The 13,853-nt window shown below is 33.6% G+C and carries 16 protein-coding genes; 2 read left to right on the top strand and 14 right to left on the bottom strand.

Annotation, left to right across the window (positions count from 1 at the left end; translation table 11 throughout):
- Positions 1 to 72: 72 nt before the first annotated feature.
- Genes DFQ09_RS16320 through DFQ09_RS16305 form a run of 4 tightly spaced genes read right to left on the bottom strand, consistent with a single transcriptional unit; the run spans position 73 to position 4,026 of the window.
- Positions 73 to 1,155: a bifunctional 3-deoxy-7-phosphoheptulonate synthase/chorismate mutase type II gene (locus DFQ09_RS16320; RefSeq protein ID WP_115812248.1), complete on the bottom strand. Its 1,083-nt coding sequence runs from the start codon at positions 1,153 to 1,155 to the stop codon at positions 73 to 75.
- Positions 1,156 to 1,176: 21 nt separating this feature from the next.
- Positions 1,177 to 2,028, bottom strand: coding sequence for a prephenate dehydrogenase (locus DFQ09_RS16315; protein ID WP_115812421.1), 852 nt, complete (start codon positions 2,026 to 2,028; stop codon positions 1,177 to 1,179).
- A 31-nt stretch (positions 2,029 to 2,059) separates the two neighbouring features.
- The gene (locus DFQ09_RS16310) at positions 2,060 to 3,202 is read right to left on the bottom strand and encodes a pyridoxal phosphate-dependent aminotransferase (protein ID WP_115812246.1); all 1,143 of its coding nucleotides are present in this window, start codon (positions 3,200 to 3,202) and stop codon (positions 2,060 to 2,062) included.
- Positions 3,199 to 4,026: a prephenate dehydratase gene (locus DFQ09_RS16305; protein ID WP_115812244.1), complete on the bottom strand. Its 828-nt coding sequence runs from the start codon at positions 4,024 to 4,026 to the stop codon at positions 3,199 to 3,201. The genes DFQ09_RS16310 and DFQ09_RS16305 overlap by 4 nt, the downstream gene beginning before the upstream one ends.
- A 359-nt stretch (positions 4,027 to 4,385) precedes the next feature.
- Here DFQ09_RS16305 and gldA point away from each other — a divergent pair, with 359 nt between their 5' ends.
- Together gldA and DFQ09_RS16295 are read left to right on the top strand one after the other, a co-directional pair.
- Positions 4,386 to 5,279, top strand: a complete 894-nt coding sequence (gene gldA, locus DFQ09_RS16300) for a gliding motility-associated ABC transporter ATP-binding subunit GldA (RefSeq protein WP_115812242.1) — start codon at positions 4,386 to 4,388, stop codon at positions 5,277 to 5,279.
- Positions 5,280 to 5,286: 7 nt separating this feature from the next.
- The gene (locus DFQ09_RS16295; protein WP_115812240.1) at positions 5,287 to 5,475 is read left to right on the top strand and encodes a hypothetical protein; all 189 of its coding nucleotides are present in this window, start codon (positions 5,287 to 5,289) and stop codon (positions 5,473 to 5,475) included.
- A gap of 4 nt (positions 5,476 to 5,479) precedes the next feature.
- Here the strand turns inward: DFQ09_RS16295 and DFQ09_RS16290 are convergent, their stop codons facing one another.
- The 10 genes from DFQ09_RS16290 to DFQ09_RS16245 form a co-directional block, all read right to left on the bottom strand.
- Positions 5,480 to 6,223 carry a head GIN domain-containing protein gene (locus tag DFQ09_RS16290; protein WP_181897202.1) on the bottom strand — a complete coding sequence of 248 codons (744 nt, stop codon included), beginning with the start codon at positions 6,221 to 6,223 and terminating at the stop codon, positions 5,480 to 5,482.
- Positions 6,220 to 7,311: an acyloxyacyl hydrolase gene (locus DFQ09_RS16285; RefSeq protein ID WP_115812236.1), complete on the bottom strand. Its 1,092-nt coding sequence runs from the start codon at positions 7,309 to 7,311 to the stop codon at positions 6,220 to 6,222. The genes DFQ09_RS16290 and DFQ09_RS16285 overlap by 4 nt, the downstream gene beginning before the upstream one ends.
- 256 nt (positions 7,312 to 7,567) lie before the next feature.
- The gene (locus tag DFQ09_RS16280) at positions 7,568 to 7,897 is read right to left on the bottom strand and encodes a 2Fe-2S iron-sulfur cluster-binding family protein (protein ID WP_179349664.1); all 330 of its coding nucleotides are present in this window, start codon (positions 7,895 to 7,897) and stop codon (positions 7,568 to 7,570) included.
- The gene (locus DFQ09_RS16275; protein ID WP_115812232.1) at positions 7,897 to 8,946 is read right to left on the bottom strand and encodes an NAD(P)/FAD-dependent oxidoreductase; all 1,050 of its coding nucleotides are present in this window, start codon (positions 8,944 to 8,946) and stop codon (positions 7,897 to 7,899) included. Before DFQ09_RS16275 ends, DFQ09_RS16280 begins: the two co-directional genes overlap by 1 nt.
- A 3-nt stretch (positions 8,947 to 8,949) precedes the next feature.
- Positions 8,950 to 9,528, bottom strand: a complete 579-nt coding sequence (locus DFQ09_RS16270) for a precorrin-2 dehydrogenase/sirohydrochlorin ferrochelatase family protein (RefSeq protein WP_115812230.1) — start codon at positions 9,526 to 9,528, stop codon at positions 8,950 to 8,952.
- Between the two features lie 2 nt (positions 9,529 to 9,530).
- The gene (cobA, locus tag DFQ09_RS16265) at positions 9,531 to 10,310 is read right to left on the bottom strand and encodes a uroporphyrinogen-III C-methyltransferase (RefSeq protein ID WP_115812228.1); all 780 of its coding nucleotides are present in this window, start codon (positions 10,308 to 10,310) and stop codon (positions 9,531 to 9,533) included.
- A 10-nt stretch (positions 10,311 to 10,320) separates the two neighbouring features.
- The gene (locus DFQ09_RS16260; protein ID WP_115812226.1) at positions 10,321 to 12,408 is read right to left on the bottom strand and encodes a HEPN domain-containing protein; all 2,088 of its coding nucleotides are present in this window, start codon (positions 12,406 to 12,408) and stop codon (positions 10,321 to 10,323) included.
- Positions 12,409 to 12,417: 9 nt separating this feature from the next.
- Complete coding sequence (locus tag DFQ09_RS16255) at positions 12,418 to 13,038, bottom strand: phosphoadenosine phosphosulfate reductase domain-containing protein (RefSeq protein ID WP_115812224.1); 621 nt, start codon at positions 13,036 to 13,038, stop codon at positions 12,418 to 12,420.
- Positions 13,035 to 13,295 carry a DUF2061 domain-containing protein gene (locus DFQ09_RS16250; protein WP_092470317.1) on the bottom strand — a complete coding sequence of 87 codons (261 nt, stop codon included), beginning with the start codon at positions 13,293 to 13,295 and terminating at the stop codon, positions 13,035 to 13,037. The genes DFQ09_RS16255 and DFQ09_RS16250 overlap by 4 nt, the downstream gene beginning before the upstream one ends.
- A gap of 124 nt (positions 13,296 to 13,419) precedes the next feature.
- On the bottom strand, positions 13,420 to 13,830 hold the full coding sequence (locus tag DFQ09_RS16245; RefSeq protein WP_115812222.1) for an RrF2 family transcriptional regulator: 411 nt from the start codon (positions 13,828 to 13,830) through the stop codon (positions 13,420 to 13,422).
- Positions 13,831 to 13,853 lie beyond the last annotated feature (23 nt).

Below are 13,853 nucleotides of genomic sequence, written 5' to 3'. Positions count from 1 at the left end.
GCGTGAATGGTACATTTAAATGAGTGAGCGCACCATATAAAAAAGGCTCGCAAATTGCGAGCCTTTTTTTATTTAGTTATTTATAATCTTTTCTTGATGGATAATTGATTCTTGGTGAATCGCTTTAAACATTTTTAAAATAAATTCTTCACTTAGTCCTCTTTCATCTCCTTCTAATACCATTTTACCTAAGATTTCGTTCCAACGTTTATTTTGTAACACGGCAACATTCTTTTCTTTCTTAAGTAACCCGATACCATCAGCAACTTTCATACGTTTGCCTAACAAATCAATAATCTGGTTATCTACAACATCTATCTGAGCTCTTAAATTATTAAGTTCAGAGTTGTATTCTGCTTCAGGATCTGATTCTTTTCTAATCTTCAAATCTTTCATAATCTGAACAAGACTACTTGGTGTTACCTGCTGTGCAGCATCACTCCATGCATTTTCAGGATCGAAATGCGTTTCGATCATTAAGCCGTCAAAATTAAGATCTAGAGCCGTTTGAGACACTTCTAAAATCATATCTCTATTTCCTGTAATATGAGAAGGATCATTAATTAAAGGTAAATCTGGAAATCTGTTTTGAAACTCAATCGCCAATTGCCATTCTGGTATATTTCTATATTTCGATTTTTCATACGTTGAGAATCCTCTATGTATGGCTCCTAAATTTTTAATTCCTGCAGAATATAATCTTTCAATACCTCCTAACCATAATGATAAATCTGGATTTACTGGATTCTTAACCAATACTATTTTATCAGTGCCTTCTAAGGCATCAGCTATTTCTTGCATTATAAATGGACTCACTGTAGAACGTGCTCCAATCCATAATAAATCTACATCATACTCTAAGGCTAATTTTACATGCGCTGCGTTTGCAACTTCTGTACAGGTTTTCATTCCTGTTTCTGCCTTAACTTTTTGTAACCATTTTAGACCTAAAGCTCCTACTCCTTCAAAATTACCTGGACGTGTTCTTGGTTTCCAAATACCTGCTCTATAGTAATTAACATCAGTATCTTTTAGCTCGTGTGCTATTCTTAATACTTGTTCTTCTGTTTCCGCACTGCAAGGACCTGCAATTACTAATGGATGATCTAGATTCATATCATCCAACCAAGTTCTCATTTCTTTCTTGTTTTCCATTTTTGCTTTTATTCTTAATTACTATTGTATTCCGTTTAATATATCTTTTATGTGATTTGTTTTTTCCATTTCGTTATAAACAGCTTCAAAATCATTGTCTTCCATCAGCTGTTTAAAATGCTTCAGATTATCGATATACTCATCTAAAGTCTCTATAACATTGGCTTTATTTTGCTTAAAAATTGGTGTCCACATCGCTGGCGAACTTTTTGCTAAACGCACTGTACTTGCAAATCCACTGCCTGCCATATCAAAAATATCGCGTTCATTTCGTTCTTTGTCAATTACCGTTTTCCCCAACATAAACGCACTTATATGCGATAAATGTGACACATAAGCAATATGCTTATCGTGTGCTTTAGGATTCATATAACGGATACGCATTCCTAAATCTGAAAACAACTTTAATGCTTTTTCTTGAAGTTTGAAGGCTGTTTCCTCAACTTCACATATAATATTCGTCTTGTTTTTATATAAGCCGTGAATCGCTGCTTTTGGTCCAGAATGCTCTGTACCAGCAATAGGATGCACTGCTAAATAATTTCTTCGCTTCGGGTGATTTCTCACTTTTTCACAAATATCCTCTTTAGTAGAACCTACATCAAAGACAATAGTGTCATCTGAAATATGATCTAAAACTTTAGGTAAAACCTCTAAAGTTGCGTCTACCGGAATCGCTATAATTACAATTTCTGCTTTATTTAAATCTTCAAAATTTGCTTTTTCATCAATAACTCCTAATTGCAAAGCCTCTTCAAGATGTGCTTCAGTTGTATCAATACCAAAAACCTTACATTCTGGATGCAACGCTTTTATATCCAACGCAAAGCTTCCTCCAATTAATCCTACTCCTATGATAAAAATATTATTCACTTTTAACTTTTTAATTCTCACTGCTTATTAATTATACTCTCGCAATAGCCTCTTCAATGACGTCTTCTGACGCACATAATGAAAACCTTACATAGCCTTCTCCATTACTGCCAAACACAGTTCCTGGCGTAATAAATATAGAATGCTCTTTTAATACTAAATCTGTAAATTCTTCAGATTTTAAATGTGGTGGTAATTTTGCCCAAACAAACAACCCGGAAGCATGCTCATCATAAGTACAATTAAGTCCTTTGGCTAATTTCCATACCAATGCTCTTCGCCTTTGATAGACACTATTTAAACTCTTAAACCACATTTCTGAACATTTTAAAGCTTCAATAGCTCCTTTTTGAATGCCATAAAACATACCCGAATCCATGTTACTTTTTACGCGTAAAACGGCACTTATAAAATCGTAATTACCAACTAACATCCCAACACGCCAGCCCGCCATATTAAAGGTTTTACTCAATGAATTTAGCTCCAAACAGACATCCTTGGCATCCTTGTATCTTAAAATACTTACGGGTTTATCATTCAGAATGAAACTATACGGATTGTCGTTTACTATTAAAATATCGTGTCGTTTTCCAAAGGCAATCACCTTATCATAAAATTTATTAGTTGCGTTTGCACCTGTTGGCATGTGCGGATAGTTAATCCACATAATTTTAACTCGTTTTAAATCTAAACGCTCTAAAGCAGCAAAATCTGGTTCCCAATTATTATCTTCCTTTAAGTCGTAAAATACCGGCTTTGCTTCCAAAAGTTTAGTTACCGATGCATATGTTGGATACCCAGGATTAGGAATTAACACTTTATCGCCTTTATTTAAAAAAGCCATAGAAATATGCATTATACCTTCCTTGCTTCCCATTAAAGGCAATACTTCGGTTTGCGAACTTAAATTAACCTCGTAATGCATTTTATAAAAGTTTGCAATTCCTTCCCTCAGTTCTGGCAAGCCCTGATAACTTTGATATTGGTGTGCTTTTTCATCTATTAAACTATCTTGAAGCAACATAGACGCTTTAAAAGGCGGCTCTAAATCTGGACTCCCAATACCTAAATTAATAATGGGTTTGCCTTGAGATTTTAAAAGCGCCACTTCTCTTAACTTCTTAGAAAAATAGTATTCTTCAACATTTTGTAATCGTTTTGCAACTTCTATCATTGTCTTGCATTTTTATATTCTCCCAATATTTTAAAATTCTCTGCCATTAAGCCTATAATAGACTTCGCCTTATCGTAATCTTTATAATCCGTAAAAGTAACATCCACGAAAAACGCATATTTCCAAGGGGTATCAATTTTTGGTAATGATTGTATTTTGGTAAGGTTCAGTTTACAATCACTCAACACATTTAACAAAGCTGCTAAACTGCCGCGTTTATGATCTAATTCAAACTTTAAAGATGCTTTATTAATATGAGCGTTATCAGTATGATTATTTTCACGTCTCACAATAACAAAACGCGTTTCGTTATGTTTTATAGTCTGAATACTTTCTGCTAAAACATTAAGACCATATAATGCTGCCGCATTTTTACTCGCTATGGCTGCAATGCCTTTTAAATTTTGATCTGAAATTTGTTTTGCAACATCAGCTGTATCTTTAGCTTCCACCAATTTTATATGCGGATACTCTCTAAAAAACACCTTACATTGTAATAAAGCCATAGGGTGTGAATGTACCTCTAAAATATCCTCAATAGATTGATTACTTAGCGCCATTAAACTATGCTGAATATCTAAATAGCATTCACCAACAATACTTAAATTATGATTGTCAATTAGCGCGTAATTAGGAATAATTGAGCCTGCAATAGAGTTTTCTAAAGCCATTACAATTTCATCCGTTTGCTCCTCTAATAGTGTATCAATAACACTATCAAAAGTCATACATTCCACAACCTCAGCTTCACCATTAAAATAATGCTGAACAACTTCGTGATGAAATGATCCTTTAATTCCCTGTATTGCAATTGGTTTCTTCAAAATTTATTAATCTTATTATATTCTAAAAACAGTTCAACATTTATCAACTTCTAAAAAATTGGCATAAAAAAAGTCCCGATTAAATCGAGACTTTTAAAACTATATTTTAAATAAAACATACTCAGTCTCGTTCCTTTAGCTAAAAAAGAAATAAAACCAGTTATAATATGCTCTAGATATGTTCATATTCATTTTCCACATCAGTGGAAATCTTTAATTATAGGGCTAATGTAATTATTATTTTCACAAATCAAAATTGTTGAATTAGTTTTTTCCAAATAATTGCAAAGTTTTAAAGAATTAACAATAATTGCATTACAATATTCGGAATTAACTATTTTTGAATAAATTCTATCTCTATGTCAATCAAAGTTTCAAACATTACCAAATTATACAAAGATCAGAAAGCACTTAACAATGTTTCTTTTAAGGTAAATGATGCAGAAATCGTTGGTTTTCTGGGTCCAAATGGTGCTGGAAAGTCCACTATGATGAAAATCTTAACCACTTATATTGAAGCTTCTGAAGGTTCTGCAAGTGTAAACGGGTTTGACGTGACTTCAGAAAAGAAGAATGTACAAAGTAGTGTTGGATATTTACCAGAGCACAATCCGCTTTACACCGATTTGTACGTTAAAGAATATTTGAATTTTAACGCGAATGTTTATGGCACGCCTAAATCGCGTATTGAAGAGGTTATAGAGTTAACGGGATTAAAGCCAGAAGCTCACAAAAAAATAAGTCAACTTTCTAAAGGTTACAGACAGCGTGTTGGTTTAGCAAATGCGTTGTTACACAATCCTGATGTGTTAATTTTAGACGAACCTACAACGGGTTTAGATCCTAATCAATTAGTAGACATAAGAAACCTCATCAAAAGCATAGGTAAAGAAAAAACAGTGTTTTTATCTACGCATATTATGCAAGAAGTTGAAGCCATGTGCGACCGTGTAATTATCATTAATAAGGGAGAAGTGGTTGCCGATAAATATTTGAAAGATTTACGAGATGGCCAAGAACAAATAGTGATTGTTGAATTTGACTTTAGAGTTGAAGATGCTTTTCTTTTAAGACTACCAAAAGTAAAATCTGTAAAAAACACGTACGGCTTTGTTTATGAAATTACCTTTTCTACAAAAGACGATATGCGCTCACATGTATTTGATTTTGCACACGATAATGAATTAAAAATTCTACAACTAAATCAGAAGAATGCGAGCTTAGAGAGTTTATTTCAAGAATTAACGAAATAGTTAAACGGTGGAGGTTATAATTGAGTTTGTTTTTACAGCAATTTTTGAATCTTTACCAAAACTTATAGGAACCTCTTTACGTTGGTGCTATTTCTTAGGAACCAAAAGTTTCGGAACCGTTTTTAGCGAGAATTGGAACAAACGCATCGGTTTTCTAGCAATTAGTGTTGTATTAGTAATTTTACTAAGTTCTTAATTGATTATTGAAACATCAAACGTCCAGTATAGATAATATCAACATCTACAATTGCTGGTTCATTAACTGAAATTAAATCTCCTGTACCTCTAAGGTTCCCTGTTAACGTTTGCTGTGGATTAACAACCATATCATTACTTCCGCGATGGTAAACATGTACGTTATCCGCCCATAAATCTTCACCTTCAAAACGACCTGCACCTGCATAAAACCCTACAAACAAATTATCTACTGCGCCTTCAATATAGAAAAATGACAGGTTATTGGATTCTATATTCAGACTTTCAGAATTAATATTGAGCCTAAAATCACCAACGGTAAATTCATTTTCTTCATTATAGTCTTCGGAAATCAAAGTCAACGTTTCATAATTTAAAATCCCATCTGAAGAAATATCATATTGTGTAGATGTTCTTATTTCAGTAAGCGTAGGTGTTTCCACATATATTTTGGTAATACCATAATCTCTTACATAGTTACAGGAATTATTATCCGTTAAAATCAATCGATCTCCAACCACTTCCACTGTAACATCCTTCATTAAATTTTCACCCGTTTCAATTGTGACTTTATAATCTGGGCCCTCTTTAATAATTAGTTCAACATCTTTATGAACAAGAATACGTTGAAAACTAGATATTGAAACCTCTTGTTGAATGATGCTTCCTGATGTTTGAAAACAATTGTTAGCATCTTCGCTATTACAAGCTAATATGAACAAGCTAAATATGTAAACTAATTTTCTCATAATCTAACGCCTATTCCGAATTCTACAGCTTCTGCTTTTGCACCATGTGATTTCAAGGTTACGGCGCCGAAAAGATTTTTTCCGAAGTACCGTTTTAAACCTATTCTTATATACGTTCTACCTTCAAAATCAAATGGATAATACACATAATAACCTAATTGTGATTCTACCGACATTCTATTGATAAATAATTCATGTCCCACAAAAAGTCCGACACGTTTATAATCTTCATCGCCACTTACATTCTCTTCAGGAAGTGAAACGGATTGGTAATAGATCAATTCTTTTAAAAAGTTAGAGAAAAACACATCTGCACCAAACTGAATGGCACTTACATGGCTTAAGCGTTTGTCTGCATAACCAGATAGTACATAAAATGGAAATTGCCCACTACCAATGACATCACTTTCATTGATCCCAGATCTAAACGCAAAATTATATTTTATGTTTTCGGTGAATTTTTCTTCATCAACAGTTTCAACAAATTCATTTTCCTCCGCCTCTAGTTGATAGTTTAGTCCCAAATTGAAAGCTATAGTATTTACACTTGTGTTGGGTGCCTTAACATTGGCGTTAGAATAATGTATTAAAGTAACACCCGTTTGAATACCAAAACGATTAAAAATTCGCTCTTTTTTATAATTAAGCATTACATAGGTTGAACTTAAAATATCAGATCCAAAAGCTACATTCTTTGGGTTTTCAATCTTATCATAAGGATTAATAGAATAACTTAATCCCTGTCCTATCCGTAACATGGCATTACGTTTAAAAAAATAAAAATTATAATGAGCGTAGAGACCATAATTATCACCTAATGTCTCATTTTTTAAATCTTGATAAATAAAAGATGCCCCATAATCTGGATAATTATAACGTTGTTCCCAAGCTTCGTTTCCAAATGTTTTTTTATTCCAACTAAAAACAAAACCTTCTGGATGGCCTTTTATTAAGTGTGCAATACTGTTATTGTGAAGTGCGATATTGCCAGCAAAATAATTGAGATCAAAGTATGTATTATCTTTTTCTTGTTGTCCATAGAGCACTATAGACATTAGTAATAAAATTGAAGATAACAGATTTCGCATTGGCAATTATTGAGGTGCAAAAATAGTCAATAATTACAATTAGACACTTAGGTAAGGGACAAGACTTTACACAAATAAAGTAGCGATTAACGCTATAGCTGTTAACACTAAAAGTTGCAAAGCAAATCTAAAATCTGATTTATACTTATTTATTAATTTCATGATTACGGGCTTAATAATAAAGTGCAAATATCTAACTAAATGAATATTCTTCTGTTAATTAAAACCTAAGAAATTGTTATCTATTTAATCCCTTTTAGGACTCTGGCGCTAATTCTATTTCTAAGCCATTTAAAATATCTGAAATCGGAATTTGACAACTCAGTCTGCTATTATCTTTTACATTAAAAGCTTCAGATAACATCGCCTCTTCTTCGTCTTCCATTGTATTTAACTTATGCGCTGAGTTCACATAACATTGACAAGAGGCACACATTGCCATACCACCACAAATTCCGATTGTCCCTTCTGGTGCCAACTCATAAGAACGTATTACCTCCATTAAATTCATGGCCATGTCTGTTGGAGCTAAAATGGTGTGCTTTTCACCATATCGGTCCGTAATATGAATGGTAACATCTTGCATTATACTATTGCCTTTACGACTGCTTTTGGTGATTCTTTTCTTGTACCATCAAAACCATTTATACCACTTACGGTTGTATATTTTAGAACGAATTTCTTTCCTGGATTTAATCGTTTGTATGCTGATTGACACATTAAGGTGGCTTCATGAAAACCACAAAGAATTAATTTTAATTTTCCTTCATAGGTATTGACATCGCCTATGGCATATATACCGGGAATATTCGTTTGGTAATCTACTGTATCTACCTTAATTGCATTCTTTTCAATCTCCAATCCCCAATCTCCAATTGGCCCTAATTTTGGTGATAAACCAAAGAGTGGAATAAAAGCATCTGCCTCTAAAATTTGAGTGTCTCCATCTTTAGTCACCGCTACTCCTTCAATTTTATGTTCACCGTGAAGTCCTGTAATTTCAGCTGGTGTAATGATGTTGATTTTGTTGAGTAATTTTAATTCTTGAACACGTTCTACAGAATCTAAAGCCCCTCTAAATTCATTTCGTCGGTGAACCAAAGTCACTTCTGAAGCGACATCTGCTAAGAAAATACTCCAGTCTAAAGCAGAATCTCCTCCTCCTGCTATTACCACTTTTTTATCGCGATACACTTCTGGATCTTTAATAAAATATGCTAAACCGTTATCTTCATAGATAGCAATATTTTCTAATTGTGGTTTTCTTGGCTCAAAACTTCCTAAGCCACCAGCAATTGCTATAATTGGAGCGTGATGTTGTGTACCTTTATTTGTCGTAACTATAAAACTTCCATCGGCTAAAGTCTCAATGGTTTCTGCACGTTCACCTAAAGTAAAACCAGGTTGAAATTGTTTGCCTTGTTCTAATAAATTAGCGGTTAAATCACCGGCTAAAATTTCAGGAAATCCCGGAATATCATAAATTGGTTTCTTAGGATATAATTCGGAGCATTGACCACCAGGTTGGGGCAATGCATCAATTAAATGGCACTTTAATTTTAGCAATCCAGCTTCAAATACTGTAAATAAACCTGTTGGTCCTGCTCCTATAATAAGTATATCTGTTGTAATCATAATCTACATTTTTTCGACTAAACCTTTAGTGAATTCGTTTAATTTTTCAACTTTCTGCTCAAAGTCTCCTTTAATTGTTTTTCTATATATATTGAGATTCTTTACTAAATCATCAATATTTTCTGGTATGACATCTTCAAAAAACTGACGTAATCGTTTGGCTGTAGTTGGTGATTGTCCATTAGTGGAAATCGCCACTTTTACATTGCCTTTAGTTACGATGCCTCCCATATAAAAATCACAATATGGCGGATTGTCTGCCACATTAACCAATTTGTTTTGTGAGCGACAATCCTTATATATTTTGATATTTACTTCGGGCTGATCTGTTGTTGCAATCACCATATGATGCCCTTTTAAATAGCCGTTTTTATAAATATCGTCAACACGTTTTACGTTTCCGGTGTTAGCAATTGCAATCGTTCCTTCTCTATACATTGGTGATACCATAGTGACATTTGCATCTGGACTCGATTTTAAAAGAAACGTTAGTTTTTCTTCTGCGACATTACCACCTCCCACAATCAAGACATTGAGGTTTTTAGCTTTTAAAAAGATGGGATATAAATTATTCCGTTCCATAACTAAGCCGTTTGTTTTTGTATATTATACTGTGCTAAATCTGCTTTAGTATAAATATCTGTGAGATCGACGCGCTGATTTACAACTTCGCCGATAATAATAATTGCAGGATTAGATAATTGTTTGTCTTTAACAATAGCTTCGATATTAGACATTTTACCAATACCTACATTTTCATTTGGTCTTGTTCCATTTTGAATAATAGCAATAGCTGTTTCGGACTTTCCTTCCTTAGAAAAAATCTGAACAATTTCGGAAAGTTTACTCATTCCCATTAAAATAACCACAGTAGCTGTCGATTTTGCTGCTAAAGCAATATCTCCAGAAATTTCATGAGATTTTGTGGTTCCTGTAATGACCCAAAAACTTTCAGCGGCATTCCGCTTCGTTAATGGAATACCTTGATACGCTGGCACTGCAGCCGATGATGAAATACCTGGAACAATAGCCACTTCTATCGCATATTCCTTAGCATAATCTAATTCTTCTGCACCACGACCAAAAATAAAAGGATCACCTCCTTTTAAACGCACCACATGACCAAATCTTAAAGCGCGTTGCACTATTAATTCGTTAATTTGATTTTGCTGGTACGCATAACACCCTTTTCGTTTACCAACAAAAATTAACTCTGTATTTGGCGCTGCATATTGTAACAATTCTACATTTACAAGTGCATCATACATAATGACATCTGCAGATTTTATGGCTTTAATGGCCTTTACAGTAATTAAATCTACATCTCCTGGGCCTGCGCCTACTATGGTTAATCTTGGTGTCATACTCTTAGTTTTATGCAACAATTTGTCTATCTCTAAAAGCTCTGACACTTTTTAAAAATTGTTCTGCTGCGTTTATATAATTATTGGCAAAGTCTTTAGTTGGAGGAAATACTTTGATTTGATAAATAAGATCTGAAAAAGATGTTCCTAATTCTATTTTTTTAGTTTCTACAAAAAGTTCATCAAACTGTGAAATAATACCAGCTTGCGTATTTGTGCTGATATTTTCTGAAAGCAAAATGGCTTTTGCTGAATTTACCATAGAACGATACGCTTCATAAATCGCACTCGAATATACTTTGTTAGAATAAGCCTCTTTTGATTCTTCAATTTTCTCATCGCTTTCTAGGAATAGTGTGGCAATTAAATCGATAACAACTCCGGCACACTCACCTATTCCAATAGCTTTTACATATTGTTCTTCTGTTCCCCAATCGATAAAATCTTCTTGAGTCAAATTTTCAGTGTCCGATAAATCCGTTAACAAGTGATAGAAATACTTTTCGCCTTTTTCTTTATAATAGTCGACGAATTGTTTGCCTTCCGCATTTGCTTCAAAATCGTTTAGTATTCTTCTTAAAGCGTCTGGTCCTCTTCTACTCGGAATTTTAACCACCTTATCCGCGAAATACGCATTTCCGTTTCCTAAGTTTCCACCTCCTAAAAGCACTTGCAATGCCGGAGCTACTAATTTATCTTTCGTCCGAATTGACATCCCTTGAAAACCAATATTTGCCATATTATGTTGTCCACAAGCATTCATACAACCACTGATTTTAATCATTAAATCAGAATTTTCGAGATACTGAGGATACTCCGTTTTAATAACACGTTCTAATTCTTCGGCTATCCCAGTACTACTTGCAATCCCTAAGTTGCAAGTATCAGTACCAGGACATGCTGTTATATCGACAGCTTTATTATAACCCGCTTCAACGAAACCTAACTTCTCTAATTCAACATAAAAAAATGGCAACAAATCTTCTTTTACAAAAGGGATTAAGATGTTCTGACGTAAACTCAATCGCAATTCACCTGCAGCATAGTGCTCAACCAAATCGGCTAATAAGCGTGCTTTATCAGTGTAGAAATCACCCAATAAAACTTTGATTCCAATGGCAACATACCCCTCTTGTTTTTGAGGAATTACATTGGTCGATTTCCATAAATTATACGCCTCCGTATGTTTAATTTCTACATTTGGAGCCGTTACAGAAACTGGTTTTGACACCTTATAGTTTGAAGTATCAATCGTTACTGATTTAAATTCTATGGCATTTTGTTCTTCTTCAACCAAGACTTTAAAAGCGTCTAATCCTAAATCTTTTATCAAGAATTTAAGTCGTGCTTTGGCTCTACTTTTACGTTCTCCATAACGATCGAACACTCGCAGAACTCCTTCCATCAACGGAATAATTTTATCTGACGGTAAAAATTCATAAAACAAATCGGCATGTCTTGGTTGTGATCCTAATCCGCCACCTAACATTACCTTAAAACCTTTAACTCCATTTTCAATTTTGGCGATAAAACCTAAATCATGCATGTACGATAACCCTGTATCTTCATCTGATGCTGAAAAGGATACTTTAAACTTTCGACCCATTTCTTGACAAACAGAATTCCGTAAAAAGAACTTGAATAAGGCATCTGCATAAGGAGAGACATCAAAAGGTTCGTTAGTGTCAATACCGGCTGTTTCAGATGCTGTGACATTTCTAACCGTATTACCACAAGCTTCTCTAATAGTGACATCATCGCGCTCCAATTCTGCCCAAAGTTCTGGTGTTCTATTAATATCCACGTAATGAATTTGAATATCTTGACGTGTTGTAATATGCAATCGACTTCTAGAATATTCATCTGAAACTTCAGCAATACGGCGCAATTGATGACTCAAGACTTTACCATAAGGTAATTTGATTCTAATCATTTGTACACCTTCTTGGCGTTGACCATAAATTCCTCTAGCCAAACGAAGGCTTCTGAATTTTTCTTCGTCAATTTTCCCCTTTTGAAAAAGCTCAATTTTATTGGCTAATTCAAGGATATCCTTTTGTACTACTGGATTTTCTAATTCTGTTCTAAAACTCTGCATCTGTTCTATTTATTGAAAATGTATACCACATTCTCTATTGAGAAGTGCTTTTATAGGATCGAAATAATAGTTGTTTTTCGCTAATTGGTTATCCTCTATATATTGATCTAAATCCGAATCGCTCCAATAGTAAAACGGACTCACTTTAAGAATACCATCCTTACTATAACTTAAAATATTTTTCTTGTCTCTATACTCTGTTTGTCTTACTCTTATATTGGTAAACCATACATCTGGATTCTGCTCTTTTAAAGCACGTCTAAACGGCTCTAGCTTCACAGCTTCTGAAAAAATCGCGTGATTATCATCCTCTAAACTTGGTAATCCTATGGTTGAATCAATCTCTTCTCTAGTATACAAACTTTGATACTTTAGAATATTAAGTTTATATTTTTCGATCAACTTAGAAGCATGTTCGTAAGTTGTTGGTTGATTATATAAGGTATCGCACCACACTACTTTTATATCTTTATCGAGTTGAGACATTGTACTCAATAAAACCGAAGAATAGATTCCAAAACTAGTTGTCACAATCTTATTATCAGACAACTTTAAAGCCCATTCTGCAATTTCATTCGGAGTTTTATCTCGTAATTTTTTATTCCAAACGTCTATATCTATGTCTATCATTTTCCCCATTTTATAGAATTCCAAGTACGTTCATGAAAGAAATAAAGCACCATTTTAGATACTAATTCTATACCTCCAATTGAAAATGCTAAGGCCAAAGTCCCGGTAACTAGATAAGAAATGGTTACTGTTGCTAATGTGCCAACAACTCTCCAACTTATAGTTTTTACGATGCTTCTCTTAATATTCTCTTGAGTAGTATTAGATTCTTGTTTATCATTTTCTAAACTTAAATCTGCTTGTAATACACGATTCATAATTGTTATTAATTTTATAATCCTTTTACCCTATGGATTTAGTAGGATAATGCAAACATAGAAATTAATTACAGTTTAAGACCTAATAATTTCGAAAAAAAAGGATAAAAAAAATAAGAATATACTAATTAGACAAATCAGCTAAGGTTGTATTACGGAATATTTCGAGTGTATTATCGCGTACTTTGAGCATTAATTTATTTACAGCGCAAGCGTCTTCATCCAAGCAGTCATCGCACTTTTCATAAAAATTTAAACTCACACACGGCACCATTGCAATCGGACCTTCTAATAATCGCATCACTGTTGTCATAGGAATTTCTTTTGGATCCTTTAATAAGTAGTATCCTCCACCTTTTCCTTTTTTAGACCCCAATAATCCGTTTTTTCTTAAGGTTAATAATATACTTTCCAGAAATTTTTGAGATATATTTTCTGTTTTTGAAATTGTAGATATTTGAACAGGAACACGATCTTTCTGTCTTGCCAAGTGTACCAAGGCTTTTATTCCGTATTTTGTTTTCTTTGAAAGCATGATGTAAATCTAGCACTTTTTTA

The organism is Winogradskyella pacifica, assembly GCF_003386275.1.
Lineage (GTDB): Bacteria > Bacteroidota > Bacteroidia > Flavobacteriales > Flavobacteriaceae > Winogradskyella > Winogradskyella pacifica.
The sequence above is the reverse complement of the archived record's forward strand: the minus strand, read 5'-3'. Positions and strand labels throughout refer to the sequence as shown.

What these genes read in the sequence shown, in the direction of transcription:
- DFQ09_RS16320 (WP_115812248.1), bottom strand. Translation starts at nt 1,155, where the DNA reads ATGGAAAACAAGAAAGAAATGAGAACTTGGTTGGATGATATGAATCTA.
- DFQ09_RS16310 (WP_115812246.1), bottom strand. Translation starts at nt 3,202, where the DNA reads ATGATAGAAGTTGCAAAACGATTACAAAATGTTGAAGAATACTATTTT.
- gldA (WP_115812242.1), top strand. Translation starts at nt 4,386, where the DNA reads ATGTCAATCAAAGTTTCAAACATTACCAAATTATACAAAGATCAGAAA.
- DFQ09_RS16290 (WP_181897202.1), bottom strand. Translation starts at nt 6,223, where the DNA reads ATGAGAAAATTAGTTTACATATTTAGCTTGTTCATATTAGCTTGTAAT.
- DFQ09_RS16285 (WP_115812236.1), bottom strand. Translation starts at nt 7,311, where the DNA reads ATGCGAAATCTGTTATCTTCAATTTTATTACTAATGTCTATAGTGCTC.
- DFQ09_RS16280 (WP_179349664.1), bottom strand. Translation starts at nt 7,897, where the DNA reads ATGCAAGATGTTACCATTCATATTACGGACCGATATGGTGAAAAGCAC.
- DFQ09_RS16275 (WP_115812232.1), bottom strand. Translation starts at nt 8,946, where the DNA reads ATGATTACAACAGATATACTTATTATAGGAGCAGGACCAACAGGTTTA.
- DFQ09_RS16270 (WP_115812230.1), bottom strand. Translation starts at nt 9,528, where the DNA reads ATGGAACGGAATAATTTATATCCCATCTTTTTAAAAGCTAAAAACCTC.
- cobA (WP_115812228.1), bottom strand. Translation starts at nt 10,310, where the DNA reads ATGACACCAAGATTAACCATAGTAGGCGCAGGCCCAGGAGATGTAGAT.
- DFQ09_RS16260 (WP_115812226.1), bottom strand. Translation starts at nt 12,408, where the DNA reads ATGCAGAGTTTTAGAACAGAATTAGAAAATCCAGTAGTACAAAAGGAT.
- DFQ09_RS16255 (WP_115812224.1), bottom strand. Translation starts at nt 13,038, where the DNA reads ATGATAGACATAGATATAGACGTTTGGAATAAAAAATTACGAGATAAA.
- DFQ09_RS16250 (WP_092470317.1), bottom strand. Translation starts at nt 13,295, where the DNA reads ATGAATCGTGTATTACAAGCAGATTTAAGTTTAGAAAATGATAAACAA.
- DFQ09_RS16245 (WP_115812222.1), bottom strand. Translation starts at nt 13,830, where the DNA reads ATGCTTTCAAAGAAAACAAAATACGGAATAAAAGCCTTGGTACACTTG.